A 25,823-nucleotide genomic window follows, 5' to 3' on the forward strand; every position below is an offset into this window, starting at 1 on the left:
ATTAATTGATTAAATTAACCCGAATCGGTGATCAATGGACCATCCCCTCGACACGGCGCTGCTTCATACGTTTGTTGCGGTCGCCGACGTGCGAAGCTTTACCGGCGCCGGCCATCGGCTGAATCTCAGCCAATCCGCGGTGAGCGCGCAGATCGTTCGTCTCGAACAACAGGTCGGCCGGGCGCTGCTCGTGCGCAATACGCGCAGCGTCACGCTCACCGGGCATGGCCAGACGCTGCTCGGCTACGCGCGCGCGATGCTCAATCTGAGCGAGGAAGCGAGAACGAGGCTGGGAACGGGCGACGCAGTCGACATCAAGCTGCGTATCGGTGCGTCCGAGGACTTTGCGGGCGGCTGGCTTCCCGACGTGATGCGCCGCTATAGCGCCGCGCGACGCGGCTTGCGGCTGGACCTGACGGTCGACATCGGCGACAGTCTGTTTCGGCGGCACGCAAACGGCGAATTCGATCTCGTGGTCGGCAGCCGGTGTTCGCACCCGGGCCAGGGCACGACGTTGTGGCAAGAGCCGCTCGTCTGGGCATTTGCGCGCCACGAGCCGCTTCCCGAAGGCGAGGTGCCGCTCGCGTGTTTCCCCGATCCGTGTCCGTACCGGGGCGCCGCCATCAAGGCGCTCGCGCTGGCCGGCATGCGCTACCGGATCGCATGCGAAAGCCCGAGCGTCACGGGCATCCGGACGTTCGCGCGGGCCGGTATCGCGATCGCCCCGGTGCCGCGCAGCGCGATCGACGACACGCTCCGTGAACTGGGCGTGTCCGAAGGTTTGCCGGAACTGCCTGAAATCGAATTCGTGATGATGCACGACGCCCAAATGCCGGCCGCCGTTGAATTCGCCGCGACGATTTTCGATGAAACGGCCGTTCGCACGGGGGCAGGCAAACGCAACAGGCTGTAGCGGGCATCCTTCGCGCTCGATGCAATGCGGCAGCCGGCGGCGCACGTCGGCAACCGGACTTCAAGCGCCGTTCGACCCGCCGCGACAGCAAGCCGCCTCCTCACGTTGATTCGCCATCCGATATTGTTCGGCTTTCTGACGAATGGCGGATACGGCGCGCGCTCAAATCACCTCGAAACGCAACCCCGCATGGCGAACCAGGCGCTCGACAAAGCGTTCGTCGAACATCGTCGCGGGCGTCCAGAAGCCGCCGCCGCGTCCGGTCTTGTTGCCGGCGCCGCCGCAATCCAGCGCGAGACTGATCGCGGCCTGGCCGAGCATCTTGCCGGTGGAGCCGTAGCCCGGGTCGCGGTCGCCGGTGACTTTCACGCGCAAGGTCCGTCCGTCGTCGGCACGGCCAAAGAAACGCAAATCGTAGCGACCGGCCAGTTGGGCCTCGACGCTCGGCCCCTCGCCGGGCTTCGGCAGCAGGAAGCGCTCCATCAGGCTGCGCACCGGCTTGATGACGACACCCACCATGAACGCGCCGAGGCCGGCCACCATCGTCAGCGCGGCCAGGCGGCCCTTGAAGCCCGTGCCCGTCATCACGGCTTCGTCATAGGTGAAGCGGCTGCCATAGGCATTGCCGGCCAGCGCATTGGAGCGGTGCACGACGCGCTCGTTGACGGCCGCCATCACGAAAGGCGCGATCCACGCGTCGCAGTCGCGATCGAATTCGGCCGACCTGACCGCGTGCTGCCGCACCGTGAAGCCATGCCCTTTCGGACACAGCGAATAAGGATCGAGCAGTTCCCTGCGCAATGCGGGATCGGCCGCGGCCTCCCGCACGACGTTGATCACGCTCGCCACCGTGCCGCCCGACGCGCCGCCCTTCAGCGTTCTGACGCGCATCTTCACCTGTCCGGCCGGCGCGCCCCACTGCTGCCGCGCCTGTTGCTGCAGGAAGAAAACGCCCATGTCCGACGGCACCGAATCGAAGCCGCAGCAATGGACGATGCGCGCGCCCGATTGCCGGGCCGCGGGCTCGTATTTTTCGATCATCCGCTTGATCCACTGCGTCTCGCCGGTGAGGTCGCAATAGTCGGTGCCGGTTTGCGCGCAGACCCGGACCAACGGCTCCCCGTAAAGCGCATAGGGGCCGACAGTGGACACGACCACCCGCGTTTGCGCGCAGAGCGCCTGGAGCTGCGCTTCGTCGGCCGCGTCGGCGACGATGATCGGCAACGACTGCCCCGCGGCACCCAGCGAATCCCTGACCTGCCGGAGCTTCGCTTCTGACCGGCCGGCGATGGCCCAGCGCAGCGTCTCGCCGGTGCCCGACAAGGTGTCGGACAGGTAGCGGGTCAGGATCTGCCCGACAAAACTGGTGGCGCCAAATACGACGAGATCATGGGTCGGCTGGGTCATGGACGATTCCTTCGGCGCGAGCGTGTCGCGGGTATCCGTACCGTTAGCGTTGCTTTCCGGGTTCATCGAAGGCCTTCAAGGGTGTCGGCAGGTTCAGGACCCGTTGCGCGTCCTTCCCCACGTCGAGACGCACGATGATGGACGCGCCGAGCCCGTCGAGCAACTGGCTCGGCGGGCCGCCGTGCCGCACGAATTCGACATCGCGCGGCAACGGGCGCTGGGCAAACGATAGCGTATTGGCCTGCACCGATGTCTGGTGCCATTCGCCATCGATGCGATTGATCATCGTCGTCGCGCCCATGCGCGATTGCGCAGGCAACACCCGGAGCCTGCTGATTCGCTGCCGTCAGCAGGCACTCTAGGATTGAAGTCGACTTTAAGGTCAAGAACTCGAATAGAGGAACAAGTCGGTCTTCGCTTGCGCGACTTGCCGACAATCGTTTCGTGCTCGAATCGTCTGGCGGTCGCGCGACGGCCCTCGCCGCATATCGACACCACGCCGCGATCGCGCGGCCGATCCATCACCCGGCGCGTGCGTTCGGAGCAGTCCTGCATCTGAAATCGCAGGCTGAAGGCCGTCCGCTACGCACTGCCGAAGGCCGCTAATCAAGCTCGCGAAGAAAATCGGGAACCGCTTCTCCGATCGACACGAGATATCCCGCCATCGCGCCGGCCACCGTCCGCACGGCGGGACGGGCGGACATCCGCGCACGCCACGCCAGCAGATTGGGCGTGTCCGCCGTCATCGGCGCCCCCTTGCGCGCGCCGAACAACTGCGCCATGTAGAACGCGATATCGGCGTAAGAATACGTCTCGGCCAGAAATTCCCGATCCGCGAGCACGCCCTCCATGCGTCGATAGTATTGCGACGCTGCGGCGCGCGCCGCCTGCGCCGCCGGATCGTCCGGCGACTCTTCAAGCCCCATCAGCCGGATGATGTGCGGGAAATAGATTTCATCGCTGCAATGTTCGAGCTGACGCGCGATGGCGCGCGCCGCCGGACTTGCCGGCCATAACGCGGGAGCGGGCTTCACATCTTCGAGATACTCGAAGATTTGCGTGGAATCGAAGATCTCCAGCTCGCCGTCGATCAGCACCGGCACCTGCCGCTTCGGGTTGATGCGCAGTACGTCCGGATGTTTCGGGTCGTAGCCGCGCAGCTGGCTGAACGGCGCCATCACCCGCTCGAAGTCGATGCCCTTCTCGTGCGCCGCAATCTCGACCTTGGCACCAAACATGCTCAGCGGTCCGGAAATGATCTTCATGGTTTGTCTTCGCTTCGATGGAACGGATCAGGGATGCGACAAAGCATAAGTCCAAAAACACGACACCTTATGTCAGGTATTTGAGGTAACGTGTCGCTCATGAAAGCGAGCCGCCTGTTGTCGATCATGATGATGCTGCAGGCGCGCGGCCGGATGACCGCGCCGGCGCTGGCCCAAGCGCTGGAGGTGTCCGAGCGCACGATCCTGCGCGATATCGACCAGCTCTCCACGGCCGGCGTGCCCATCTGGGGCGATCGCGGCCGCAACGGCGGCTTTCAGTTACGTGACGGCTGGAGTACCGATCTCACGGGGCTCACCGAGCACGAAGCGCACGCGCTGATTCTGGCGGGCTTGCCCGGGCCGGCGAGGGAACTGGGCCTCGACGGCATGGCGACCTCCGCGCGGCTGAAGATGATGGCCAGCCTGCCGCCCGGCTCGCGCGAGCACGCCGATCGCGTTGCCAGCCGGCTGCACGTCGATACCGTGGATTGGTATCGGGCACAGGAAACGCCGGCGTTTCTGCGTGAAGTCGCCGATGCGGTGTGGAGCTCGACCCGTATCGAAGTGACGTATCAAAGCTGGCGCGGTTTGTCCCGCCGCGCACTCGAACCGCTCGGCCTGGTGCTCAAGGGTGGCGCGTGGTACCTGATTGCCAAGGTGGCCGGCAAACCCGGCGCACTCACCTTCCGGCTGGCGAATATCCGCGAACTCGACGTGTCGCGCCGCCGCTTCAAACGCCCTGCGCGATTCGATCTGGCGACGCACTGGCGTGACGCGATGAGCCGGTACGAGACCGATCTGTATCGACTGACCGCCCATATCGCCGTGTCGCCGCGCGGCGAAACCTGGCTGGCCAACGCGCGGATCAAAACCGCGCCGGTCTCGCCGGATGCAAATAGCACGGAGGTGCCGTCAGGATGGAAAGCGTTCCTGATGCCCATCGAATCCATCGAGCACGGCGCGCGCAAGCTGCTGGGGTACGGTGCACACGTGAAAATCCTCGGGCCGCAGGCGCTCAAGGATCAATTCATCGAAGAGTTGTCGCAGTTGAAAACGCTTTATCGGACAGGCGACGATTGAAGCGATGCGTTGTGCGTCGATGCGGTCGGTGCGTGCATCCACCGCATGCAGCAGCGGCCGTGCTCGCCGGTCAATGACGCATCGCAGTCACATTCGGTATCGACGCCGACACGGCAGGCAAATCGTTACCTCCGACAGAACCCGGCTGGCTTATAGTGCGGAGTGTCCATTCAACAAGGAGAGCGACAATGAAACTGCTGGCCAACGGTCCGTTCGAAGTAAAGCTGAATCCGGAGTCGCTCAGTAGCGTCGCGGAACATACCGGGCTCGGCCGCATGTCGCTGGACAAGCAATTTCACGGCGACCTGGAAGCCGTCAGCCACGGAGAGATGCTCGCGTTTCGCAGCAGTGTCCAGGGCTCCGCGGGCTATGTGGCCATGGAAACCGTGCACGGCGTGCTCGGCGGACATAAAGGCAGCTTCGTCCTGCAGCACAGCTCCACCATGACCCGTGGGCAGCCGACGCAGTCGATCACCGTCGTGCCCGATTCCGGGACGGGAGAATTGCTGGGGCTGTCCGGCTCGATGATCATCCACATCGACAACGGCCAGCATTCGTACAGCTTCGACTACGCGTTGCCGGAATCTTCGCAGTGAGTCGACTCGCCTGGATGCGGCGGCTTCATCGTGTCGCCGACCAGGGGCGGTGACGCGTTCCAGTCGCTCGCGCGCCATTCATCGGCGCGTCACCGAAACATTCTCCATCGACGCTCCGGCTGCGCCCGCAAGTACGCGTGCGTCACGCGACAGCCGCGTCACGCAGACGGAACTGCGCGACCGCCGCGCTCAGCCGTGAGCCCTGTTCGTCGAGCGACAGCGCCGCGGCCGCCGCCTCCTCGACCAGCGCGGCATTGCGTTGCATCGTCTGCTCCATCTGGATCACCGCGGCGTTCACCTGCTCGATGCCCGAAGACTGCTCTTCGAATGCGTTGCTGGTTTCGCTCATGATCGCGGTGACACGCTCGACCGCAGCGACGAGTTCGGCCATCGCCGAGCCGGCCCGTGCGACGAGACCGCTGCCGTCCTCGACGCGCCGTGCGGAATTGCCGATCAGGTCGCGGATTTCCTTCGCCGCCGACGCGCTGCGCTGCGCGAGCCCGCGAACCTCGGTCGCGACGACCGCGAAGCCGCGCCCCTGCTCGCCTGCTCGCGCGGCCTCGACCGCGGCGTTCAACGCGAGGATGTTCGTCTGAAACGCGATGCTCTCGATCACGCCGACGATGCCGGAGATCCGCGCGGAGCTGTGCGAGATCTCGGACATCGTCTCGACGACGCGCTGCATCGCCTCGCCACCGCGCGACGCGATGCCGGCCGCGCCCTCGACGTAAGTGCGTGCGTCGCGCGCATTGTCCGCGTTCTGGCGCACGGCCGCTGTCAGTTGCTCGACGCTCGCGGCCGCCTGCTGCAGCGACACGGCCTGCTGCTCGGTGCGCGCGGACAGGTCGACGTTGCCGCTCGCGATCGTGCGCACGTCGCCGACGATCGTCTCGGTGCTCGCGCGTACCTGGCTCACGGTATCGACGAGGCCGTCCTGCATTCGCTTCAGCGCATTCAGCAGATAGGCCATTTCGTTTTTGCCCGGGATGACGACGGTTCCGGTCAGGTCGCCTTTCGAGATTTTGTCGAACTGGCCGACCGCGAGATTGATCGGTTCGATGATCGCCTTCGCGAGCAGGCGCTGCGCAAAGAAACCGACGACGAGCGCCAGCACCGCGACCGCCCCCATCCCCCACACGATGCGGTGGAAATGCTCACCGGCCGCATCGTAGCGGGCCTTCTGGCGCGCGACCTGAAACGCTTCGAGCGCGTCGATCGCCTCCTGGTAGGCGGCAAACAACGCAGGCGGTGCCGTGCGCTGCGTGTCGAGGAAGTTGAACGCGTCGTCGCCGTCGAGCTGCGACAGCGCCTTCAGGAACACGCGGTCGAGCAGTGCGCGGCGGCGGTTCTGCAGCGTGTCGAACAGCGCCTGCTCGCTGGCGTCGCGCGCATGCAGGCGCGTGTAAGCGTCCAGTTCGTCGTTGCTCTGCTTGAGGAGCGTGTGGAGTTGCGCGATTCCCTCCTTGCCCGACTGGCCGGCGCTGATGACCTGCGCGACGTCGCTCATGCGTTCGCGCAGCACGAGCATCCGCTCGGAGCTGGTCTTCAGGTGCAGCAGCGACGCGGTGTCGTCGCGGTACATCGCCTCGAGCGAACCGTTGCCCACATAGAGGGCCGCGATGCACGCACCGACCACCAGCACGAGCAGCACGGTATAGCCGGCGATGGTCGCAACGAGTCCACCGCGGATTGTGAGTTGTTTTCGCATGACGTTCCCTTGCGCTGGCCGGGCTCGGCCAGCGGCGGATATGGATGCCGGATCACGAACGACGAGCGCCACGTCGCAACACGTGGCGCGGGGGGCTGCGAACGGGTTAACGGCGGGAGGAACGGGCGGGTTTTATCTGTACGCGACGCGAATCTTGACGATTGCGACAGACGGGGTTGGCGGAAGACGTGCGGCTACGCGCTGTCGCGGAGCCTGGAGCGAATCTCGTCAGCCGACAGGTCGCGCTGGTGCGTGGCAATCTGCCAAACGTTTCCCCACGCATCCGTCACCCGGCGCGGGAGGTCTGCAAACGAGCGCGCGGTATCAGACCACGAACGTTTCCACTCGCGGTCTCACGACTCGGCCTCGTAAATCAGGCCGTATTCGCCCTTCGTTCGCTGGATTCGCGCGAAACCGGGTTCTCCCAGATGCATGCCGGCGATCAACAGTCCTTCCGAGCTGACCCTGTCCAGCAGCCGGGATCGCGTGACCGCTGCCTGCGACGAATCCTGATCGAACGCAATCGATACGTCCGGCCGTTTGATCTGGATGTGCGGAAAATGAACGATATCGCCCCACACAAGCAGGCCCTGATCGCCGGATTCGAGGACATACCCGGTGTGTCCGTCGGTGTGCCCCGGTAGCGGCATTGCGCTGATTCCCGGAAGCACCTCTCCTGCGTCGAAAGTCCGGAGCGCGTCGCTATAGCCGTCGAACACCTGACGCGCGATCTGGAAGTTGCCGCGTGCCCGCTCGCTGGCACGGCTCAGGTTTCCATCGTCCCGCCAAAATTTGACCTCTCGCTGATGAGCAACCAGCTCCACATTCGGAAACGCCGCTTGTCCGGCAGCATTCACCAGCCCGCCGACGTGGTCGGGATGGGCGTGCGTAAGCAGGATGGTGTCGATCGCGGCAGGTTCGATGCCGGCAAGCAGTAAATTGGCTTTCAGGCGACCGCCCCATTGCTTGATGCCGCCGGCCCCGGCGTCGATGAGAATGGTGCGGCCCGCTCCGCATACCACGTAGCAGTTGATATGGACTGCAGAAGGCTCATTCTGCCCTGCCGCACGCTGCATCCCGGATGCCTCGGATACGTCGATATTCGACAGGAAGTCGAGGCTGGCAGTGAGGTAGCCATCGCTTATCGCGGTAATCTTGAAATCCCCGACTTGCTGACTTGGAAAGGTAACGGTGGACACGGTTTTTCTCCTGACCGGCTAGTTTCGGGCGTGAATGTTCGGCACGACATGACCAAAGCAACGGATGCGCGCCGTCAGGCCGGTGCGGCGAACGATGGCGTGATCCAACGCCTCCATGAACGCATTCATGACCGCGGGCGGGCGAAACGACTCGACGCGATACTGGACTTCCGCGAAAACGGGATGCCCGTGTCCGTGCCGAACACTCACGTAAATGACGTGGACGTTCTTGAGCTCTGCCTGAAGGACATGCGTACAGAGTTCGATGCAGTCGCCGGAAAGCTCGACGAGCCCCTCGTCAGATGGCATGTGCTCCGCATCGATATGGAAAGTCACGTTCGGCATCGGAGGCCTACTTTGTCAGTTGTTCCGTCATCGGCGAGTAAAGGTAAACGCCTTCCGGAACGTTCTCGACAAGCCGGGCGTCGCTTCGCGGAAGCACGGCGAGCCAACGGCGTTCCGGAAACTTCTCCAGCGCAACGGCCTGCATCGCCAGCGGTTTCAAGCCGATCCCGATCAGCGCATCGGGGCCGCTTGCGCAGAGCACGAGAAGTTCGTCGGACTCGACCGACGGCGCAAGACCGATATCGCTGTAGAGATTGCGGTGCCAGTCGGTGATGTGTTGCTGCCACCTCGCGAAATTGCCGCCACCTTTCCGCCGATATTCCTCCCCGGTCAGCACGTCGAGACCGTCGATCGTGTGGACGGCCAGATAAACGGGGCAACCCTCGCTTATCGACCTGAAACGCTGCGACGTGTGAAAGCCCGTCACCGAGATGAGGGCCGGCAGCTTTTCAAGGCTGTAGAAGTCGTTCCATTCGGCTTCGCTGCCAGGGTCGGCGAAGCTGCATTCCACGGTGTAGATCATCGGATTGTCCTTCGTGACGGATGAGCATCCTGCTCTTCGAACGCTTGATGTTCAGTGCAGTGACGTAATGCTAATCTGCTGTTTCCCGCGTATATATCGACTTAAAGTCAGCCTTCAGTGATATTTGATCAAGCTGACGTCGAACGCATTCCGACCGGCGAGACTCCGATGCGACGCAAGATTCCGAGCAATTCCGCGCTCCTGGCCTTCGAGGCGGCGGCCCGACACGGCAGCTTCGCGCGCGCCGCCGACGAGCTGGCACGCACCGAGGGCGCCGTCAGTCGCCAGATTGGCCGGCTGGAGGCGTTTCTGGGTGTGACGCTGTTCGAGCGCGTCGGGAACCGGGTACGGCTTGCACCGAACGGCACGCGATACGCGGTGCAGGTGCGCGAGATTCTGGATCGGCTGGAACGGGACAGCCTGTATTTGATGGGGCAGCCCGTCGAGGGCGCGAGCATCGACATCGCCGCGATTCCGACCTTCGCCACCCGCTGGCTGATCCCCCGGCTGAAGCGCTTTCAGGATCGGCACCCGAACATCACCGTGCATATCGCCGAGCGGATGGAACCCTTCCTCCTTGCGGGCAGCGGTTTCGACGCAGCCATTCATTTCGAGCATCCGGCATGGACGGGCATGCATCTGCATCGCTTGCTGGAGGAGGTGCTGGTGCCCGTCTGCAGTCCGGCGCTCCTCGAGGGCGTCGGTGCGAACCCGTCGCTGGATGAGCTGCCGCGCCTTCACCGGCGACAGAATCCGGATGCGTGGCAGATTTATGCGCAGGAGTCGGGCATCGTGCTGACCAATTCGGCGGTCGGCCCGCGATACGATCTCCATGCCATGCTGATCGAGGCGGCGCTGGCCGGCCTGGGTGTGGCACTGGTGCCGCGTCTTTATATTGGGGCAGAGCTTGAACAAGGCCGTTTGGTCGCGCCCTGGCCCGATGGCAAAGCGATTACCAAGAACTTCTGCCTCGTGCTTCCCGAGCCGATCGAATTGAGCGAGGCGCCGATGCAGGCGTTTGCGGAATGGATGCTTGGCGAGGCCGGGGGGTTGGCGTCTTGATGCCGTGGCTGAGGGTCATCGCAGGACAGTCATCCGTCCGTGAGAATGTCGATGACGATTCTCGCAGGTATCGCCATGGCGGCAGCCCTTCATTCGGGAAGTCCTTTACACATGATGCAGACAGACATCGAAGCACCGGGGCCGGCCGGCCCACTGCGAGGCACGCTGTTATCTCCGGCTGCGGGCGACGCTCCGGTGGTGCTGATCGTGCCGGGATCGGGTCCGACCGACCGGAATGGCAACAATCCATACGGCATTCAGGCATCGACCTACCGGTTGCTAGCCGAAGGATTGCTTGATAACGGTATCGCGTCGGTTCGAATCGACAAGCGCGGCATGTACGGTAGCGTGTCGGCGATAGCGGACGCGGATGACGTCACGATCGACGACTATGCGGCGGACGTCCACTCGTGGGTGACGACCATCCGGAGGCAGACTGGTGCGTCCTGCGTATGGGTGCTGGGGCATAGCGAGGGAGGATGGGTGGCGTTGTCGGCTGCACGGCAAACCGCCGACATTTGCGGTTTGATCCTGGTGGCCACGGCAGGACGACCGCTCGGGCAAGTATTGAAGCAGCAACTGCAGTCGAACCCGGCAAATGCCCCTGTTCTGGGCAACGCCCTGTCGATACTCGAATCGCTCGATGCCGGAAAGACGGTAGACGCTGCCGGGATCGATCCTGCACTGATGCCGTTGTTCAGGCCGCAGGTTCAGCGGTTTCTGATGAGCGAATTGACCGTCGATCCGGCGGCCCTCCTGGCGGGTTATACGAAGCCGGTGCTGATCATTCAGGGCACTCGGGATATTCAGGTTGGCCTGCAGGACGCGCAACTTTTGAAGGATGCCAATCCTCGCGCTGAACTGGCGCTTGTCGCGAATGCCAATCATGTCCTCAAAGCCGTCCATACGGAGGCTCGGGACGAAAACCTTGCCGCGTATTCGGATCCGCGCCGTCCTCTGGCAAACGACGTGGTGGAAGCGATTTCGGCGTTCGTGCAGGAATCGGCGGTCAATCGGCATGCTTGCCGCGCGCTTTCGAAACAGAAAAACGAGCCATGACAAACCTGATTCGATTCCGGGTTCGGCCGGTATATCACGGCAGCGATCTTCTGGTCGAGATACTTGAAGACCATCGTGCAGTCGAATTTCCGAGCATCGCTGCGATCCTGCAGGGTGCGCTGCATTCTGTCCGCGTGCCGCATCCGGACGGCGTTGATGACCAGCAGGTCGCATTGTCTCAGGATCGATATTTCAGCTATTGGACGTATGCTCAGGGTGACTATGAAATAGACGACGATATCTGGGGATTGTTCGTCACCGCGTCAGTCAACAACTCGGCCATCGTCGCGGATATCGAGCGAGCGCTTCTGTTGACAGGGGAGTTTGTGAAGGAAGCAGTCGATTTCGGCAAGTTCGAGTGAGGCAAAAGGGGGCCGGTAAACTCACGCAACAACAATGAACGACAGATCTTGGCAGCCTGCAAGGACCGCCCCAGGTCGACCCAGGTCGTCCGGATCCGGTACGACAATCCGGGGCGTGACGGTATGCCATCCATCAGGCTGGAACTTGGCCATATCGGGCAGCCTCCGAAGAGATTTTCGGGGTATTGTCCTCCGGGCACCGGAGGTCTGCAAACGGTCGCCCGCGTCCGGCGGCAGCCGCTTCAATCAACGATGAACAATTTCGCCCCTGTCCGGGTGGACGACCGGTGCGCTTCCGCATTGTCGGCGACCTGGTAGCTCATACCCGGCCGAAGGGTGAACTGCCGCCCATCGTCGAGCTCCGTCAGCAATTCGCCTTCAAGGCAATAAAGGATATGTCCTTTCACGCACCAGTGATCGGCTACGTAATCGGCCGAATACTCGACATGCCTGACCCGGATATCCCCGAATTGAAGCGTGCGCCAGCGGGCAACCCCGCGTTCTCCGCTGTATTCGGTCGGTTCTATCGTGTCCCAGTCGGTCGTCCCAAACGGGATGTCGGTCATTTTCATCATTCAACTCCCTGACACAGCGTTGCTCGCGTGGCTATCGCGAGCACCAGGACGGCGGCCCCGAATACGATGCCGGCGCATTTCGATCGAGCCATGAAATTTGCCCGCGGCTCTTTTTCAACGTACGCCTCAGAGAATCTCCACTTCGACAAACACCACTTCGCGGTCAGTCGCGTTGACGACGTTGTGTTCGACGCCCTTCAACCCCGCATAGCTGCTCCCGGCGCGCAGTTGCGACTCGCGGTTGCCCTGCTTGGTCTCGAGGAGAAGCTGACCGTCCGTTTGCGGCACGACGACATAGTCATGTTGATGGATATGCCAGCCGGTCTCGGCACCGGGTGCAAATCGCCATTCGGTGACGATCACGCGCTCGTTCAATACCTGCTGCGTCGGGACTGCTTTCGGACGGTGGTGCATCGTATTTTCCCCAAAGTATGGAAGCCCGTCGGCGGCCGTGTGCGATGAAGTCTTCCGGAGCTCAATCTTCTCGACGCCCATTCTAGAGACAAAGCGCATCTTTCGACACACACAGTTCCGGTGCGCTATCCCGCCCATCTGTTTTCGTCGATGACGCAAAAGGGCCGAGCATCGCCCCGGCGAGCGCGTGGTGGAAGATACCGGTCTCCGGTATCCGCGGTCCCGGGACGTCGTGCTTCTGACCGCAGTGAGCCGCAAGCGCACCGAGCCGCAGGAAATCGCGTTCTATTGTCTGCTCGTCGAGAACCTGCAAACGAAATGCGGCATTTCTCCGGACGACGCAATCGTGTCCATCGTCGAAAACGGCGACGCGGACTGGTCGTTTGGTCGGGGGCGTGCGCAGTTCATCACCCGGGAACTCACCTGATCGCCGACGTCGAAACGTCGGCTGCAATCACCTGCCGTCCCGCCCCTCAGCGGTTGCAGCCGGGGCGGGACGATTGCCGATCCGCTCACGCATGACCGGCGTCGAGCGACCTGGCAACGCGAAAACCAAGATCGTCGATTGCAAATGTCGGGTGACTGCGCCGGCGATTCGTGGCGAGGCAGCCTCTTTCGGCATCGGCCCACCCCCCGCCGCGAAACACGCGATACGCACCGTAGACCTCCGGGTCGTATTGATCCGCGCACCACTCCCACACATTGCCCAGCGTGTCATGAAGCCCCCAGTCATTCGGTTGCTTCTGACCGATCTCATGCGTGCGGCCACCGGAATTCTCCCGGTACCACGCGATCGCATCGAGGTCGCCATACCTCGGGCCGTTCGTTCCGGCGCGGCACGCGTATTCCCATTCCGCTTCGGTAGGCAGCCGGTAGCCGTTGCTGCCGGGAACCGCGGAGGCGCCCGTTCCGTCCTCATGGATTTCGTAACAGGCGAGAAGACCGCCAGCCGTCGACAACCTGTTGCAGAACCGAATGGCGTCCATCCACGATACGTTCTCCACCGGGCATTGCGCGCTGACGCACGACGACGGCCATTGCCCCGTTACCGCGGCATATTGCGCGTGAGTGACCGGATAGCGGCCGATCGCAAAGCGTTGCAGATTGACGCTCCATGTACGGCCGATCCTGTCGTCCCTCAATGCAATCGTTCCAGCGGGAACCTGCACCATTTGCATCTCAAGCGTGTCGGACGGATATTCCATGTTCTCCACTCTGCCGCACCGTTACGACTCCAGCCTGACGGAACCTGCTTCGTCATAGGCCACGATATTTAATCCTTCCGCCGGATCCGGCGCGACGAAGTAGCGCGTGATCTGCTCGAACTCGGCTTCCGATGCGTGGAACGGATGCTCCCCTCGCGCATTGCGCACGCGCAGACGCGCCTTGCAAACCGCATCGCCGACGTCAAGGTAATGGAGTCGATGGTCGCAGCCGGCGGCCTGCGAAACGTCGCGCCCCCACGCACGCGCGGCGACGGTATTGAACGGAAGATCGAGAACCACCGACACGCCGGCCTGCAGCAATGCACGAGCGTGATCGGCAATCACATCCTTGATGCGCGTTGCACATCGGACATAGTCGTCGATCGACAGAATCTCGCCCGGATAGAGGTGGGCGAGCCAGACGTCTTCGCTGATCGATACGGTTCGCGCGGCGCTTGCGAGCCGCGCGACCAGCGTCGATTTTCCGGACGCGATTTTGCCGCATGCCATATGGAGCAATACCGCGTCGTTCGATGCTGTCGTGTGAAGCGACTTCTCAGTCTGCATTTCCAGGTTTCTCCATCGATAGCCCAGAAAGCAAAAACCCGCCTTCCGGGCGGGTTGTGACGACATGCATTCAGTCGATGACTACCCCGCCGGCGAAATTGCGGCGCAAATCATCGAATGGGGTTGCGATCGGTTCATGCGCATCAGAATAACCAACCGCCCGATCGTGAGCAAGCGGGTTCGAGACGGCACGCGTCACGCGGCCCCGTTGCGCCCCTCCGGAAACACGCCCTTGCTCATCGCATCGAGCTGCCGAACAATCTCCGCGCGCAACTCAGCCGATACCTCGACGCTGTCGAGCAATTCCGAAATCCACAGCCCGTCGGCCGCGAGCCGGCAGATCATCAGCGTCGCGGCCTGCCCGAGCGGCACGGGATCGGCCCGCGTCCACTCGCGCATCGGCACCGACCATCGCGCGCGCGTGTCCTGCTCGGTAATCATCGACGCGACCAGCACGCGCAGCACATCGGTACTCGCCGCCGGATGCGACTCGTCGAGCACCGCGTGCATGTAGGCCCGCGCCGCCGCGCCGTCGCCGCCGGAATCCGCCGCCATGCGCGCGGCCATCTGCGCGCCGAACCGCTCGGTCGCCTGCCCGAACAGCGCATCCAGCAGCCCCTGCTTGTTCGCGAAGTGATACTGCAGCGCGCCTTTCGTCACGCCGGCACGCTCGGCCACCGCATCGAGCGTCAACGCGGCCACGCCGTGATGCGTCGCGATCTCCGACGCGGCGGCCAGCAACTGCGCGCGCACCTGATCCGGCGCTTTTTTTCGTCGCACGCCGGCGGTGGCAGCCGCCGGCGCCGGTGATCCCTCAGGCGCCTGCGCACCGGCCGTTCCAGCCGGTTCGACAGGCGCGGACACATCGTGCGGCGCAGGTTCGAGGCGTTTTTTCATGATGCGGATGGTAGCACCCGGGGGTCTCGATATAAACATTCCGTCCGGATGGTATGATCCGCCGCATGAACAAACCCGCCCCCTCCCCCTGGTCCGCGCTCGACACCGCCATCGCCCGTGGACGCGACGCGCTCGTGCGCCTTCAGCAGCCCGACGGCAGCTGGTGTTTCGAACTCGAATCCGACGCGACGATCACCGCGGAATACATCCTGATGATGCATTTCATGGACAGGATCGACGACGTGCGCCAGGAGAAGATGGCGCGTTACCTGCGCGCGAACCAGCGGCTCGACACGCATGGCGGATGGGCGCTGTACGTCGACGGCGATCCGGACGTGTCGTGCAGCGTGAAGGCGTACTTCGCGCTGAAGGCGGCCGGCGACAGCGAACACGCGCCGCACATGGTCCGCGCGCGCGACGCGATCCTGAAGCTCGGCGGCGCGGCACGCTCGAACGTGTTCACGCGCATCCTGCTCGCGACGTTCGGCCAGGTGCCGTGGCGCGCGGCACCGTTCATGCCGATCGAATTCGTGCTGTTCCCGAAGTGGTTGCCGATCTCGATGTACAAGGTCGCGTACTGGGCGCGCACGACGATGGTGCCGCTGCTCGTGCTGTGCTCGCTGAAGGCGCGCGCGCGCAATCCGCGCAACATCTCGATCCGCGAGCTGTTCGTCACGCCGCCGGACGAGGAGCGCCGCTACTTCCCGCCCGCGCGCGGCATGCGCAAGCTCTTCCTCGCGCTCGACCGCACGGTCCGTCATATCGAGCCGCTGATGCCGAAGCGCCTGCGGCAGCGCGCGATCCGGCATGCCGAGGCGTGGTGCGCGGAACGCATGAACGGCGAGGACGGGCTCGGCGGCATCTTCCCGCCGATCGTGTACAGCTATCAGATGATGGACGTGCTCGGCTACCCGGACGATCATCCGCTGCGGCGCGATTGCGAAAACGCGCTGGAAAAGCTGCTGGTCACGCGGCCGGACGGCAGCGTGTATTGCCAGCCGTGCCTGTCGCCGGTGTGGGATACCGCATGGAGCACGATGGCGCTCGAACAGGCACGCGGCGTGGCGGCGCCGGAAGCCGGCGAGCCGGACGGCGCGCGGCGCGAACTCGACGAACGCATCGCGCGCGCGTACGACTGGCTGGCCGAACGCCAGGTGAACGACCTGCGCGGCGACTGGATCGAGAACGCGCCGGCCGATACGGCGCCGGGCGGATGGGCATTCCAGTACGCGAACCCGTACTACCCCGACATCGACGACACCGCGGTCGTCACCGCGATGCTCGATCGCCGCGGCCGTACGCATCGCAACGCGGACGGCACGCACCCGTATGCGCGGCGCGTCGCGCGCGCACTCGACTGGATGCGCGGGCTGCAATCGCGCAACGGCGGCTTCGCGGCGTTCGACGCCGACTGCGACCGCATGTACCTGAACGCGATCCCGTTCGCCGATCACGGCGCGCTGCTCGACCCGCCGACCGAGGACGTGTCGGGCCGCGTGCTGCTGTGCTTCGGCGTGACGAAACGCGCGGACGACCACGCGTCGCTCGCGCGCTGCATCGACTATGTGAAGCGCACGCAGCAACCCGACGGCAGTTGGTGGGGCCGCTGGGGCACGAACTACATCTACGGCACGTGGAGCGTGCTGGCCGGCCTCGCGCTCGCCGGCGAGGACAAGTCGCAACCCTATATCGCACGCGCGCTCGAATGGCTCCGCGCACGACAGCATGCGGACGGCGGCTGGGGCGAGACGAACGACAGCTACATCGACCCGAAGCTGGCCGGCACCAATGCCGGCGAGAGCACGTCGAACTTCACCGCGTGGGCACTGCTCGCGCAGATGGCGTTCGGCGACTGCGAATCCGATTCGGTGAAGCGCGGCATCGCGTATCTGCAGTCGGTGCAGCAGGACGACGGCTTCTGGTGGCACCGCTCGCACAATGCGCCGGGCTTTCCGCGCATCTTCTACCTGAAGTATCACGGCTACACCGCGTACTTCCCGCTGTGGGCGCTCGCGCGGTATCGGCGGCTGGCGAGCGCTGCGGCAGCGCCGGCTCCGGCCGTGCGCGGCGCGGCCGCAATCGCGGCAACGGACCCCGCGGTCGCCTGAGCGGCGACGCTCGGGCGCGTGCCCGTCACACGAAGCCCTCTTCGACCAGCGTGCAGCCGTTCGCCGTGATCTCGTGCCGCTGGCCCGAACCGCCGACCACGCGGCTCCAGCTCGCGGCAACGAGCACGGCCGCGTCGCCGTCGGTGCGCAGCGCATAGCCGAACCCGCCGTACATGCCCGGCACCGCGAACCACATGCGTTCGGCCGACGCGTCGAGTTCGAGCAGCGGTTCGAGTTCGGGCAGGCGCAGTGCGTCGACACGCAGGTGTGCGATGCGGCCGCCAATCATGTTGTGGAAATGGCGCTGGATGGCGAGCAGTGTGACGTCGGGCACGAAGCGGCGCGGCTGTGGCGTCAACAGCGCAACCAGATGCCGATGCCCGCGCCGCACGGCGATATCGATCGCGCGCTCGCGTTTCGCATCGCGCAGCATCCGCCATGCACCGAGTCGCAGCAGTTCTGCGACGACCTCCTGCGGCGCACCGCCGTAAGCCGCCTGATGCAGCGGCGCAAAAAGCGACGTGCCGCCGAGCCGCGTCGCGTTGACGAGGCGAGGTTGCTTTGCAACGAGATCGAGCATCGTCGCCCATTCGCCCTGCCGCGCGGCGTCGGCCAATGCGTGCCGGCTCGCGACCTCCGCGTCGCCGAGCACGTCGGCGCCCGTGATTCCGTCCCATGCGATGCTCAATCGGCTCTCCTTCGTCGACCGGTGTCTCGCTCGCCGCCCACCGGATTGCCCGCTCATCATAAGCATGTCCCGGCAGGCGGCGCGGAAACATTACCGCCCGTCGCCGAGCGACCCGAGAATCCGGTACGCGGCCTTCACGCGGTCCTCGTTCGGATAGCTGCGATTCGCGAGCATCACGATCGCGATCCGCTTCGAGGGGACGAACGCGACATAGGTACTGAAGCCGTTGGTCGAGCCCGTCTTGTTGATCCACGTATCCGCGCTCGGCGCGAGCGGCGGCTTGATCGCGGTGGCCGGTAACCCGTCGCGCAGCATCTTCATCGAGTTGCCTTCGAGCAGCGTCGGCAGCGCGACCGGATACGGATACTGTTCCCAGATCAGGTCCTGCGTCAGCGGCCCCGCGCGGAAATAGCCGGTGTGCGTGCGTTCGATCGCGCGCTTCAGCCGCGGGGCGGTTTCGACCAGCCCCATGTTCGCCTGCACGAAACGCAGCAGGTCCGCCGCCGTGGTCCGCACGCCGTACGCCGGCTGCCACAACATGCCGCCCGTCATCCGGATCGGCTTGCCGTCCTGCGTATAGCCCTGCGCGTAGTCGGCCTGGCGCGCGCCGGGCACGTTGATGTACGTGTGCGTCATCCCGAGCGAGGGAAAGAGCCGCTGCTCCATCAGCGCCGAGAAATCCTTGTTCATCGCCTTCGCGGTCAGCCACCCGAGCATCCCGATCGCGACGTTCGAATACGTGCGGTACGTGCCCGGCGCATATGCGGGCCGCCACGCGTCGAGATAGCGGATCAGGCCCGCGTCGTCGCGGATGCTGTCCGGTACCTGCAGCGGCATCCCGCCGGGCGTGTGCGTGCCGAGCTGGAGCAGCGTGACGACGCCGAACGGCTTGCCCTGCAACGCGGGCAGGTACTTGGCCGCCGGATCCGCGAGCGACAGTTCGCCGCCTTCCTGCGCGTCCGCCGCGAGCGTCGCGGTCAGCGTCTTGCTGACCGAGCCGATCTCGAACAGCGTGTCGCCGGTGACGGGCTTGCCGGTTTGCGTCGACATCACGCCGTAGTCGAACACGTAAGGCTTGCCGTCGGCCACGATGCCGATCGCCATGCCGGGAATCGCGTACTGCTTCATCAGCGGCGCGACGTGGCGGGTCACGGTGTCATGGATGTCGTCCTGCGTGACCGCGGCCGCGCGGCCGGCCGTGGCGGTAGCGCACGCGGCGACGAACAGGGTCGCGGCGAAGCGTGTCGCGTTGAATCGCATGGTTGCGGTTCCTTTGATTTCGTATGGTTGCGTGGACAACAGATTCGGCGCGTCGCGCGAAGATCACGGCGGCCGGCCTGTCGAAGCAGGACTATCCACTGTCAACCGCCCGCCAACAATCGACGATATGTTGCGCGAGCCTAAAGAAAAACTAATGAGATACGCGAAGCGCCGGATGACGCCGCATCGAAGATCGATGGAAAATAGACAAGTCTTGTCAGATCCGCGAACGCCGGCACGCCGCGCGTTGCTCGCCGGCGGCAGCGACAAGCCGCTCTGCAACTAGCGCGAAAGCGGGCACGGGATCACAGGCGCGCGGACCATCGCGCCGGGCGACCCACGCGAACTTCATCCCGGCAGCCGGTCGAGGAAGGCCAGCATCGCCGCGTTGAACCGCGCGGGCCGCTGCAGCGGCGCGAAATGGCTCACGCCGGGCAGGATCGTCAGCGTCGCGCCCGGAATCGTACGCGCCAGATACGCCGCATGCTCGGGCCGGATGAATTCGTCGTGCTCGCCCTGCACGATCGCAACCGGCACGGCGATCGCCGCGAGATCCTGCGCGCTGTAATCCGGTTGCGTGCGCATCATTTCGCCGACGGCCGCGACGAATGCGTCGAACTGCTCCGGCGTCGCGGACAATTGCGCGTAGTCCTTCCGGTGCCGCGCGAAGCAGCGGTCGAGCAGCGGGCTCGGCGCCATCTCCTTCGTGCCGCCCGGGTCCATGTTGCATGCGAAGAAGAACACGCCGACCGCGCGTTCCGGCGCGCGGGCGGCCAGCACGAGCGCGATGCACGCGCCGTCGCTCCAGCCGACGAAGCGCGCACGGTCGACATGCAGCGCGTCGAGGACGGCGAGCACGTCCGACGCCATGCGTTCGTAGGAATAGGGTTGATCGTCGCGCGTGCTGCGGCCGTGGCCGCGGCTGTCGATCACGATCGCGCGGTAGCCGGCCGCGAGCAGCGCCGGCACCTGGTTGCCCCAGTTGCCGCCGTGACCGAGGCCGCCGTGCAGCAGCACGACCGGCGGCCCGTGGCCGAACGACGCGTGCCAGATGCGCGCGCCGTCGTGTTCCAGCCATCCTTGCGCATTGGCCGCCGGCAGCGGCGTGCCGCCGTGCGCGTCGAAGCGCACGAGATCGTCGTCGTCGATTTCCGCATTCATCGTTCTGCCGTCCTTTCGAGGGAGACGCGCTTGCGATTGTAATGCGTGCGGCCGACGCGGCCGTGAACCGTCAGGCCTGCGTCGACACCAGCCCGCCCGACGACGAGCCGCCCGTCTTCTCGATCGCCTGTGCGAGCTGCGAGATCGCGGCCTCGAGCGCTGCGGAGATCGCGCTGGCTTCCGCGCTCAGCGATTGCTGTTCGATCGCCGCGGACGGGTCGTCCTTCGCGCGCTGGGCCGCACTCGCCATCTGCCGCTCCAGCGTCGCGAGCTGCTTCTGCAGCCGCTCGATCAGCGCCTTCAACTGGCTGACCGCCGGGCTTTCCGACGACGCGCCCGATGCACCGAGCGTTTCGCCGGTGCCGCCGCTCGAACCCTTCGTGCCGGTGGTGCCGGTCGTGCCGGTGGTATCCGTTGCACTGTCGCTGGACGACGTCGCGGCGGGCGCGGCCGACGATGTCGCCGCAGCACCCGGCGACGTGTTCGCGGTCAGGCTGCCGTCCGCCAGCGGGGCTCGCGCGGTCGTGGAGAAATCGATCTGCATCGTGTCGGTCCGTGTGTCGGTAAGTGAATCGTGACGGGGCGGGAAATGCGTTCCAGCTCGCCTTCCAACTCGTTTACGGCATTCGTCACACGAAACTTGAGTATCGGGGCCGGACTGATTTCCCGGAAAATCGCGTGTTTTAGCCGCGAAAGGGACAGATTGACGGCGAGACGACGCTGGTAAAATCGCAACTTCGCCGGCCGCATTCGTGCGTCGACGGCCTCCGGGCTCGATCGCGCAACGCCGCCGGGTTCGACTCCCGCCGTTTCGGGCGCGGCACGCAACGCGCGCCGACGCCGCGGTCGCGGCTTCGCGGGTCGCCTTTTCCGTCCGCCTTCGTGCCCCGCTCGCCGGTTCGAGCGGCGAACGCCGTGCGGCGCACGCTCACTTCATCACACATTCGAGGTACACACGATGGCCCGCATCGGCGCCTTCTGCATCACGACGTGGCTTGCCGCCGCGATTCTCTACTTCGGCCAGCACTCCGTCGCGATGATGGCATTGAGCGGTGTCGTCGTCTTCGGCGGGTTCGATCTGCTGCGTCCGTAAGCGCGCATCGCCCGCTCGCCGCATCGCGCGTTGACGCGGCGGCACCCGTGCCGGACCGCGACGAACGACGAGTGCGCGTCGAGATCGTGGCTGTCCATCTGCCACACGAAGCTCGGTTATCGCGCGCCGGCCTGGCGCATGTGCATCGCGGAAGGCGAGACGCCGGCCGTCATCTGCGTATAGTCCGCGTTCGGCCCGGACGGCGGCGCCAGGTTGTCGGCGGCCGCCCATTGCGTCGGCGTTGCGGACAGCGCGTAGCGCATCGTCCCGCCGTTGGCGATCTTGCCCAGCGGCAGCCATGAACCCGCGTAGTCCGCGCCGTTGACCTTCAGCGACCGGATATACGCGAACGACGGATGACCCGCCCCGTCCATCGCGACCTGCTTGTCGCTGTCGAGCCGCAGCGTCTTGCCGTTGCCGAGCCGGACGGTGATCCCGCTGAACTGCGGCGTGGACAACGCGAGCCCGGCTTCCGACGGAATGACCGGGAACATGCCGAGCGTCGCCCACACGTACCAGCTCGACGTCGCGCCCATGTCGTCGTTGCCCGGCAGCCCGTCGCGGCCGGTCGTGAACGCCTTCGACATGATGATCGGCAGGATGTACTGCGCACCGCTCGGCTGCCCGGCCCAGTTGTATCCCCACGGCGACTGGAACGACGGTTCGTTGCCGATGTAGAGGCCATTGGACGATTCGCCGCCGTTCAGGTTGCCGGAGGTCGGCACGGTCGAGTATGGCGTCGTGATCGAGAACAGCTGATTCAGCCGCGTGACGGCCGCCTGCTTGCCGCCGATCGCATCGATCAGCGCGGTCCAGTCCTGCGCGAAGGTCCAGAAGTAGTTCGGCTCCGTCGACTCATGGAACGAACCCGGCACGAGCGTGCCCAGCGTGCCGGGCGCCGCACCAGCCGGGGGCGCGTTGCGCGCGGCGATCACCTTGTTCGTGTCGTCGAAGATGTTGCGCCACCATCCCGCCCGCGTGTACAGCGTGCCGATGTCGTCCGGCGTCACGCCGACCGACGGCGCGCTCAGCACGCTGGCGGGCAGCGCCTGCAGGAACGCGGCCGCCGAGCGGTCGCTCAGCACGCGCTCGATGGTCGCGGACGACGAGTGTCCGTCGTCGCTCTGCGACAGGTAGTGAGCGGTCAGGAAATTGGCGAGCCCCGCCGCGCTCGTGCGGTCGTTGCAGGCGCTCGACGGATCAAACGCGGACTGCTTCGTCAACCGCGCGGCCGACACCAGATCGAAATCGGTCGCGCCGAACTTGTAGGCGCCGGCAATCACGTTCAATGCGTTGTCGCCCGCCATCGGCGTCGAGTCGTCACTGCCGTCGACCCAGTGCGGGAATGCGCCGCACTGCAGCCCGTCGACGACGAGCGACTGCATCATGTCGCTCGATTCCTTCGGCGCGAGCATCGCCAGCAACTGCGCCTGCGACCGGTACGTATCCCACAGCGAGAAACCCGTGTAGTGATTGCCTGCACCGCCCTCGGAGCCGTCGGCGCGCCGGAACGCGTAGTCGCCGACCCTGGCCGTCGCGCGCGGCGGGATGGTGCCGGTCTGGTCGACCGACTTCGGATAGCTGCCGTCCGCGTTCCTGGGCTGGCGCATGCTGCGGAATTCACCGTTCGTGTCGCTGTAGAGCGTCGGCGTGCCGAACACGCGGTACAGCGCGGTGTAGAACTTCGTGAGGTTCGCCTTCTGCGTCGCGTCCAGCGATGCGGGATTCGCGGCCTGGTCGATCTGGATCGTGTTGAGCCGGTCGTTCCACAAGCCGGCGGCATTCGTGCGCGCATCGTCGAACGCGAGCTTTTCGCCCTCGGCCTTCAGGTTGGCCCGGGCATTCCGAATGCTGACGGAGGAGATCCCGACTTTCACGGTGACGGTCCGGTCCGCATCGGTCAGGTCGAACTGCAGCGTCGCCGCGCCGTTGCTGACGGTGTTCACCGCGGACGTGCCCGTTTGCTTGCGCAGCGGCTTGTCGAAGGTCGCGTAGAAATACACGGGCGCATTCCACACCGTGCCGTACGGCGTGCAGAACGCCGGGGCCACCGCCTGCCCGCTCATCGACTTGCCGTCGCTCGCGAGCGCCAGCGCGACGTTGTTCGCGGTGACCTTCGTGCTGCCCGAATCGCTGTTGCCGTTCAGCTTCGCATCGATCGAGAAGAAACCCTTGTCCTTGTTCGTGTACGTGAAGCGCGCGAGGCCGGAGCGCGCGGTCGCGCTCAGCTCCGTCACGATGCCGTTCGCGAGGCGGACCTTGTAGTACCCGGGTTGCGCCGTTTCATCCGCATAGTTGTACCCGATGCCGGTCGGCCGACCGCCCGACGCAACCGCCGTCGCCGCGTCGCTCGGCAGCATCGCGACCGTGCCCTGCCCCGGACAGCCGACGCCGCTCAGGTGCGTCACGCTGAAGAAGTCGATCGTGCCGCCCGACCCGCCCGACGACAGGTAGCCACCCGAACCGTTGAAGTTGTAGCGCGGCGTGTTCGGCCCGAAATTCACCATGCCGAACGGCACCATCGCGCCCGGGCTCACGTTGCCCGCATAGCCTGAATCCGCGTTGACCTGCGTGCCGATGAGCGGATTGACGAACTGCGTCAGCTGCATGTCGCTACGCTTGGGCGGGGCCGGTTGATCGGGCCGGGAAGGTTGCGATGGCCCCGAAGCCGCCGGCGGCAGCGTCGACGGTGTGTCTCCTGCGTCATTGCTGACCGTCGGAACGCTGTTCACGTCGTCGCCGCCACACGCGGCGAGTACTGCACAAGCCATCGCAGCGACGATCAAGAGTCGTGGATTTATCATTTTCGTTTAGCAATGTTAATTAAAACGAATGGTTCGGCGACGATCGCTGCCGCGACGACCGTTGCCACCCTCCTCCTGCAACCGGGAATGTCACATGCTTCCCACGGGCTTACAGTGCCGCAACGACTGTTTATTCACTACGAGAAGTTTCCCGAATTTTCAGTTTGTTTCACTAAACAATCGGGAGTTAAGTGGCGCGGAGTACAAATTGCCGGGATTTGTTGCGTTGCAGCGGCGCCGGAGAAGGGCGTGCATCAACAGGCGCCCGGTCGATCCGGGCGCCACATTCACTCAGGGATACAAACGAATGGCCGGCGTACGCGCCAATGCATGCGTCAGCGCGGCAACGTCCTCAACGAAGACGGCCCGCCGGTCAGCGCAATCCGTTTGCCCGTATCGCGCAGCTTGCCGCCTTCCACCGCATACAGCGCAAGCTGCCGTTCGACGTTGAACTGCACGATCACGTGCCGGCTGTCGGCGGTAAACACGATGCCCTGCGCGGCTTCGCCGCCGGGCACCTCGCTGGTCTTGACGGCCTGCCCGTCGCGGATCTCGAACAGCAGCACCTTGCCGAGCTTGCGGCGGCCCGGATTGTCGGGCGTCAGGTTCGAGCCGTCCATCGCCTGCACGGCGATCCACTTCCCGTTCGGCGAAATCGCGACGCCTTCCGGCAGCGACGGCACCGTCAGGTACTGGACCGTGCGGAACGGCACGCGCGACACGTCGATCAGCGCGACCGAATCGGCGTCGCCCGCGAGCGTGCCCGTATAGCCCGGCAGCCCCGCAAGCCCGACGTTGCTGACGACGGCCCAGCGGTTGTCGCTCGACACGTCGATCGTGTAAGGCGCGACGCCCGTGCTCAGGCGCGTGCCGCTGTCGGTCACCTTGCCGTCGTCGACGTTCAGCACCGCGACGCCCTGCTCGTCGCGCAGCGACACGAGCGCATGCTTGCCGTCGTGCGTGAAGCTGATCCCCGCGAGCCGCTTCTTGCCGATCTTCAGGTTGCCGTCGAGCGTCACGTGCGTGCCGTCGATGCGCAGGATCGACACGCTGCCGTCGACGTTCGCGACGAGCGCGAGCCGGCCCGAACGATCGATCGCGATCCCTTGCGGATGCGCGCCGAGCTCGATGCGCGCGATCGCGGGCGGCGCGGTATCGAGATTCACGACCTGCAGGAACGTGTCGAACACGAGCTGCTTCGCGGCCGTGTCGTAGCGCGTCGGCGCGCCGACGAGCGCGAGCTTTGCGTCGGGCGTGATCGCGACGGCCTGCGGCGGCCCCTGGATGCCGTTCTCGACATCGACCTGCAGCGCGACCTTCGGCGGAAACGTACTGGCGTCGAGCAGCGTCAGCGTGTCGGCGGGCGGCGAGGCCGGGAAGGTGTCGCGGCCCTCGACGCGCTGGTACTTGCCGTCGTTGCCGGACACGATCCAGTCGGCGGCGTGCGCGGCGACAGCCGTCGTGGCGAGGGTCAGCGCGGCGAGCAGGCGCGCGCTGCGCGGGCGGAAAGGATTCGAATGCATGGCGGTCGG

At 65.1% G+C, this 25,823-nt stretch carries 25 protein-coding genes and 2 pseudogenes; 9 read left to right on the forward strand and 18 right to left on the reverse strand.

The annotated features are described in order from the left end of the window. Nucleotides 1-34 precede the first annotated feature (34 nt). A complete protein-coding gene (locus BFF94_RS15430) occupies nt 35-913 on the forward strand; it encodes a LysR substrate-binding domain-containing protein (RefSeq protein WP_128851490.1) in 879 nt (292 codons plus the stop codon). A gap of 162 nt (nt 914-1,075) precedes the next feature. Here the strand turns inward: BFF94_RS15430 and BFF94_RS15435 are convergent, their stop codons facing one another. The 3 genes and pseudogenes from BFF94_RS15435 to BFF94_RS15445 form a co-directional block, all read right to left on the reverse strand. Continuing rightward, nucleotides 1,076-2,320 carry a saccharopine dehydrogenase family protein gene (locus BFF94_RS15435; protein WP_128851492.1) on the reverse strand — a complete coding sequence of 415 codons (1,245 nt, stop codon included), beginning with the start codon at nt 2,318-2,320 and terminating at the stop codon, nt 1,076-1,078. Nucleotides 2,321-2,363: 43 nt separating this feature from the next. Then, a pseudogene (locus tag BFF94_RS15440) lies at nt 2,364-2,648 on the reverse strand (acetoacetate decarboxylase); the annotation flags it as partial. Nucleotides 2,649-2,922: 274 nt separating this feature from the next. Further along, nucleotides 2,923-3,585 (reverse strand): glutathione S-transferase family protein, encoded by a 663-nt coding sequence (locus tag BFF94_RS15445; RefSeq protein ID WP_128851493.1) that lies wholly within the window; start codon nt 3,583-3,585, stop codon nt 2,923-2,925. Between the two features lie 99 nt (nt 3,586-3,684). Here BFF94_RS15445 and BFF94_RS15450 point away from each other — a divergent pair, with 99 nt between their 5' ends. Both BFF94_RS15450 and BFF94_RS15455 read left to right on the forward strand, forming a co-directional pair. Next, complete coding sequence (locus tag BFF94_RS15450) at nt 3,685-4,665, forward strand: helix-turn-helix transcriptional regulator (RefSeq protein ID WP_128851494.1); 981 nt, start codon at nt 3,685-3,687, stop codon at nt 4,663-4,665. Between the two features lie 188 nt (nt 4,666-4,853). Further along, nucleotides 4,854-5,261 carry a DUF3224 domain-containing protein gene (locus BFF94_RS15455; protein ID WP_128851495.1) on the forward strand — a complete coding sequence of 136 codons (408 nt, stop codon included), beginning with the start codon at nt 4,854-4,856 and terminating at the stop codon, nt 5,259-5,261. A gap of 142 nt (nt 5,262-5,403) precedes the next feature. Here BFF94_RS15455 and BFF94_RS15460 read toward each other — a convergent pair whose 3' ends face one another. The 4 genes from BFF94_RS15460 to BFF94_RS15475 form a co-directional block, all read right to left on the reverse strand. Continuing rightward, nucleotides 5,404-6,969 carry a methyl-accepting chemotaxis protein gene (locus BFF94_RS15460; protein WP_128851497.1) on the reverse strand — a complete coding sequence of 522 codons (1,566 nt, stop codon included), beginning with the start codon at nt 6,967-6,969 and terminating at the stop codon, nt 5,404-5,406. 353 nt (nt 6,970-7,322) lie between these two features. Continuing rightward, nucleotides 7,323-8,168, reverse strand: a complete 846-nt coding sequence (locus tag BFF94_RS15465; RefSeq protein ID WP_128851499.1) for an MBL fold metallo-hydrolase — start codon at nt 8,166-8,168, stop codon at nt 7,323-7,325. An 18-nt stretch (nt 8,169-8,186) separates the two neighbouring features. Continuing rightward, nucleotides 8,187-8,513 (reverse strand): hypothetical protein, encoded by a 327-nt coding sequence (locus BFF94_RS15470; RefSeq protein ID WP_128851502.1) that lies wholly within the window; start codon nt 8,511-8,513, stop codon nt 8,187-8,189. Nucleotides 8,514-8,520: 7 nt separating this feature from the next. Next, nucleotides 8,521-9,036, reverse strand: a complete 516-nt coding sequence (locus BFF94_RS15475) for a sugar ABC transporter (protein WP_128851505.1) — start codon at nt 9,034-9,036, stop codon at nt 8,521-8,523. A 168-nt stretch (nt 9,037-9,204) separates the two neighbouring features. On the opposite strand from BFF94_RS15475, the gene BFF94_RS15480 reads away from it, so the two are divergent. From BFF94_RS15480 to BFF94_RS15490, 3 genes are all read left to right on the forward strand, one after another. Continuing rightward, nucleotides 9,205-10,098, forward strand: a complete 894-nt coding sequence (locus BFF94_RS15480; RefSeq protein WP_128851507.1) for a LysR substrate-binding domain-containing protein — start codon at nt 9,205-9,207, stop codon at nt 10,096-10,098. Nucleotides 10,099-10,209: 111 nt separating this feature from the next. Beyond that, nucleotides 10,210-11,157 carry an alpha/beta hydrolase gene (locus tag BFF94_RS15485; protein WP_128851584.1) on the forward strand — a complete coding sequence of 316 codons (948 nt, stop codon included), beginning with the start codon at nt 10,210-10,212 and terminating at the stop codon, nt 11,155-11,157. Then, a complete protein-coding gene (locus BFF94_RS15490) occupies nt 11,154-11,519 on the forward strand; it encodes a hypothetical protein (protein ID WP_128851510.1) in 366 nt (121 codons plus the stop codon). The genes BFF94_RS15485 and BFF94_RS15490 overlap by 4 nt, the downstream gene beginning before the upstream one ends. A 242-nt stretch (nt 11,520-11,761) precedes the next feature. Here BFF94_RS15490 and BFF94_RS15495 read toward each other — a convergent pair whose 3' ends face one another. Continuing rightward, nucleotides 11,762-12,091: a DHCW motif cupin fold protein gene (locus BFF94_RS15495; RefSeq protein WP_128851512.1), complete on the reverse strand. Its 330-nt coding sequence runs from the start codon at nt 12,089-12,091 to the stop codon at nt 11,762-11,764. A gap of 129 nt (nt 12,092-12,220) precedes the next feature. Then, complete coding sequence (locus BFF94_RS15500; RefSeq protein WP_128851515.1) at nt 12,221-12,508, reverse strand: cupin domain-containing protein; 288 nt, start codon at nt 12,506-12,508, stop codon at nt 12,221-12,223. Nucleotides 12,509-12,686: 178 nt separating this feature from the next. Here BFF94_RS15500 and BFF94_RS15505 point away from each other — a divergent pair. After that, nucleotides 12,687-12,935, forward strand: a pseudogene (locus BFF94_RS15505) (tautomerase family protein); the annotation flags it as partial. Nucleotides 12,936-13,020: 85 nt separating this feature from the next. On the opposite strand, the gene BFF94_RS15510 reads toward BFF94_RS15505, so the two are convergent. The 3 genes from BFF94_RS15510 to BFF94_RS15520 all read right to left on the reverse strand — a co-directional run bounded on the left by BFF94_RS15510 (nt 13,021) and on the right by BFF94_RS15520 (nt 15,177). Further along, nucleotides 13,021-13,713: a formylglycine-generating enzyme family protein gene (locus tag BFF94_RS15510; protein WP_246637324.1), complete on the reverse strand. Its 693-nt coding sequence runs from the start codon at nt 13,711-13,713 to the stop codon at nt 13,021-13,023. 21 nt (nt 13,714-13,734) lie between these two features. Further along, nucleotides 13,735-14,280, reverse strand: coding sequence for a P-loop nucleotide/nucleoside kinase family protein (locus BFF94_RS15515; protein WP_128851587.1), 546 nt, complete (start codon nt 14,278-14,280; stop codon nt 13,735-13,737). A gap of 195 nt (nt 14,281-14,475) precedes the next feature. Next, nucleotides 14,476-15,177, reverse strand: a complete 702-nt coding sequence (locus BFF94_RS15520) for a TetR/AcrR family transcriptional regulator (RefSeq protein WP_219139518.1) — start codon at nt 15,175-15,177, stop codon at nt 14,476-14,478. A gap of 53 nt (nt 15,178-15,230) precedes the next feature. On the opposite strand from BFF94_RS15520, the gene shc reads away from it, so the two are divergent. Then, nucleotides 15,231-17,285: a squalene--hopene cyclase gene (shc, locus tag BFF94_RS15525; protein WP_128851520.1), complete on the forward strand. Its 2,055-nt coding sequence runs from the start codon at nt 15,231-15,233 to the stop codon at nt 17,283-17,285. A 25-nt stretch (nt 17,286-17,310) separates the two neighbouring features. Here the strand turns inward: shc and BFF94_RS15530 are convergent, their stop codons facing one another. From BFF94_RS15530 to BFF94_RS15545, 4 genes are all read right to left on the reverse strand, one after another. Further along, a complete protein-coding gene (locus BFF94_RS15530; protein WP_128851523.1) occupies nt 17,311-17,973 on the reverse strand; it encodes an ankyrin repeat domain-containing protein in 663 nt (220 codons plus the stop codon). A gap of 90 nt (nt 17,974-18,063) precedes the next feature. Beyond that, complete coding sequence (gene ampC / locus BFF94_RS15535; protein WP_128851525.1) at nt 18,064-19,233, reverse strand: class C beta-lactamase; 1,170 nt, start codon at nt 19,231-19,233, stop codon at nt 18,064-18,066. Between the two features lie 348 nt (nt 19,234-19,581). Beyond that, a complete protein-coding gene (locus BFF94_RS15540; protein ID WP_128851528.1) occupies nt 19,582-20,394 on the reverse strand; it encodes an alpha/beta fold hydrolase in 813 nt (270 codons plus the stop codon). Between the two features lie 70 nt (nt 20,395-20,464). Further along, complete coding sequence (locus BFF94_RS15545; protein WP_128851531.1) at nt 20,465-20,938, reverse strand: hypothetical protein; 474 nt, start codon at nt 20,936-20,938, stop codon at nt 20,465-20,467. Nucleotides 20,939-21,352: 414 nt separating this feature from the next. Between BFF94_RS15545 and BFF94_RS38215 the strand changes: the two genes are divergently transcribed. After that, the gene (locus BFF94_RS38215) at nt 21,353-21,487 is read left to right on the forward strand and encodes a hypothetical protein (RefSeq protein ID WP_128851533.1); all 135 of its coding nucleotides are present in this window, start codon (nt 21,353-21,355) and stop codon (nt 21,485-21,487) included. A 116-nt stretch (nt 21,488-21,603) separates the two neighbouring features. On the opposite strand, the gene BFF94_RS15550 is transcribed toward BFF94_RS38215, so the two are convergent. Continuing rightward, a complete protein-coding gene (locus BFF94_RS15550) occupies nt 21,604-24,096 on the reverse strand; it encodes a GH92 family glycosyl hydrolase (RefSeq protein WP_201260500.1) in 2,493 nt (830 codons plus the stop codon). Nucleotides 24,097-24,626: 530 nt separating this feature from the next. After that, on the reverse strand, nt 24,627-25,814 hold the full coding sequence (locus BFF94_RS15555) for a YncE family protein (RefSeq protein WP_128851539.1): 1,188 nt from the start codon (nt 25,812-25,814) through the stop codon (nt 24,627-24,629). Between the last annotated feature and the right edge of the window lie 9 nt (nt 25,815-25,823).

Origin of the sequence: Burkholderia catarinensis (assembly GCF_001883705.2) — a bacterium.
Lineage (GTDB): Bacteria > Pseudomonadota > Gammaproteobacteria > Burkholderiales > Burkholderiaceae > Burkholderia > Burkholderia catarinensis.

What these genes read in the sequence shown, in the direction of transcription:
- BFF94_RS15430 (WP_128851490.1), top strand. Translation starts at nt 35, where the DNA reads ATGGACCATCCCCTCGACACGGCGCTGCTTCATACGTTTGTTGCGGTC.
- BFF94_RS15435 (WP_128851492.1), bottom strand. Translation starts at nt 2,320, where the DNA reads ATGACCCAGCCGACCCATGATCTCGTCGTATTTGGCGCCACCAGTTTT.
- BFF94_RS15445 (WP_128851493.1), bottom strand. Translation starts at nt 3,585, where the DNA reads ATGAAGATCATTTCCGGACCGCTGAGCATGTTTGGTGCCAAGGTCGAG.
- BFF94_RS15450 (WP_128851494.1), top strand. Translation starts at nt 3,685, where the DNA reads ATGAAAGCGAGCCGCCTGTTGTCGATCATGATGATGCTGCAGGCGCGC.
- BFF94_RS15455 (WP_128851495.1), top strand. Translation starts at nt 4,854, where the DNA reads ATGAAACTGCTGGCCAACGGTCCGTTCGAAGTAAAGCTGAATCCGGAG.
- BFF94_RS15460 (WP_128851497.1), bottom strand. Translation starts at nt 6,969, where the DNA reads ATGCGAAAACAACTCACAATCCGCGGTGGACTCGTTGCGACCATCGCC.
- BFF94_RS15470 (WP_128851502.1), bottom strand. Translation starts at nt 8,513, where the DNA reads ATGCCGAACGTGACTTTCCATATCGATGCGGAGCACATGCCATCTGAC.
- BFF94_RS15475 (WP_128851505.1), bottom strand. Translation starts at nt 9,036, where the DNA reads ATGATCTACACCGTGGAATGCAGCTTCGCCGACCCTGGCAGCGAAGCC.
- BFF94_RS15480 (WP_128851507.1), top strand. Translation starts at nt 9,205, where the DNA reads ATGCGACGCAAGATTCCGAGCAATTCCGCGCTCCTGGCCTTCGAGGCG.
- BFF94_RS15485 (WP_128851584.1), top strand. Translation starts at nt 10,210, where the DNA reads ATGATGCAGACAGACATCGAAGCACCGGGGCCGGCCGGCCCACTGCGA.
- BFF94_RS15490 (WP_128851510.1), top strand. Translation starts at nt 11,154, where the DNA reads ATGACAAACCTGATTCGATTCCGGGTTCGGCCGGTATATCACGGCAGC.
- BFF94_RS15495 (WP_128851512.1), bottom strand. Translation starts at nt 12,091, where the DNA reads ATGAAAATGACCGACATCCCGTTTGGGACGACCGACTGGGACACGATA.
- BFF94_RS15500 (WP_128851515.1), bottom strand. Translation starts at nt 12,508, where the DNA reads ATGCACCACCGTCCGAAAGCAGTCCCGACGCAGCAGGTATTGAACGAG.
- BFF94_RS15510 (WP_246637324.1), bottom strand. Translation starts at nt 13,713, where the DNA reads ATGGAATATCCGTCCGACACGCTTGAGATGCAAATGGTGCAGGTTCCC.
- BFF94_RS15515 (WP_128851587.1), bottom strand. Translation starts at nt 14,280, where the DNA reads ATGCAGACTGAGAAGTCGCTTCACACGACAGCATCGAACGACGCGGTA.
- BFF94_RS15520 (WP_219139518.1), bottom strand. Translation starts at nt 15,177, where the DNA reads ATGAAAAAACGCCTCGAACCTGCGCCGCACGATGTGTCCGCGCCTGTC.
- shc (WP_128851520.1), top strand. Translation starts at nt 15,231, where the DNA reads ATGATCCGCCGCATGAACAAACCCGCCCCCTCCCCCTGGTCCGCGCTC.
- ampC (WP_128851525.1), bottom strand. Translation starts at nt 19,233, where the DNA reads ATGCGATTCAACGCGACACGCTTCGCCGCGACCCTGTTCGTCGCCGCG.
- BFF94_RS15540 (WP_128851528.1), bottom strand. Translation starts at nt 20,394, where the DNA reads ATGAATGCGGAAATCGACGACGACGATCTCGTGCGCTTCGACGCGCAC.
- BFF94_RS15545 (WP_128851531.1), bottom strand. Translation starts at nt 20,938, where the DNA reads ATGCAGATCGATTTCTCCACGACCGCGCGAGCCCCGCTGGCGGACGGC.
- BFF94_RS38215 (WP_128851533.1), top strand. Translation starts at nt 21,353, where the DNA reads ATGGCCCGCATCGGCGCCTTCTGCATCACGACGTGGCTTGCCGCCGCG.
- BFF94_RS15550 (WP_201260500.1), bottom strand. Translation starts at nt 24,096, where the DNA reads ATGCAGCTGACGCAGTTCGTCAATCCGCTCATCGGCACGCAGGTCAAC.
- BFF94_RS15555 (WP_128851539.1), bottom strand. Translation starts at nt 25,814, where the DNA reads ATGCATTCGAATCCTTTCCGCCCGCGCAGCGCGCGCCTGCTCGCCGCG.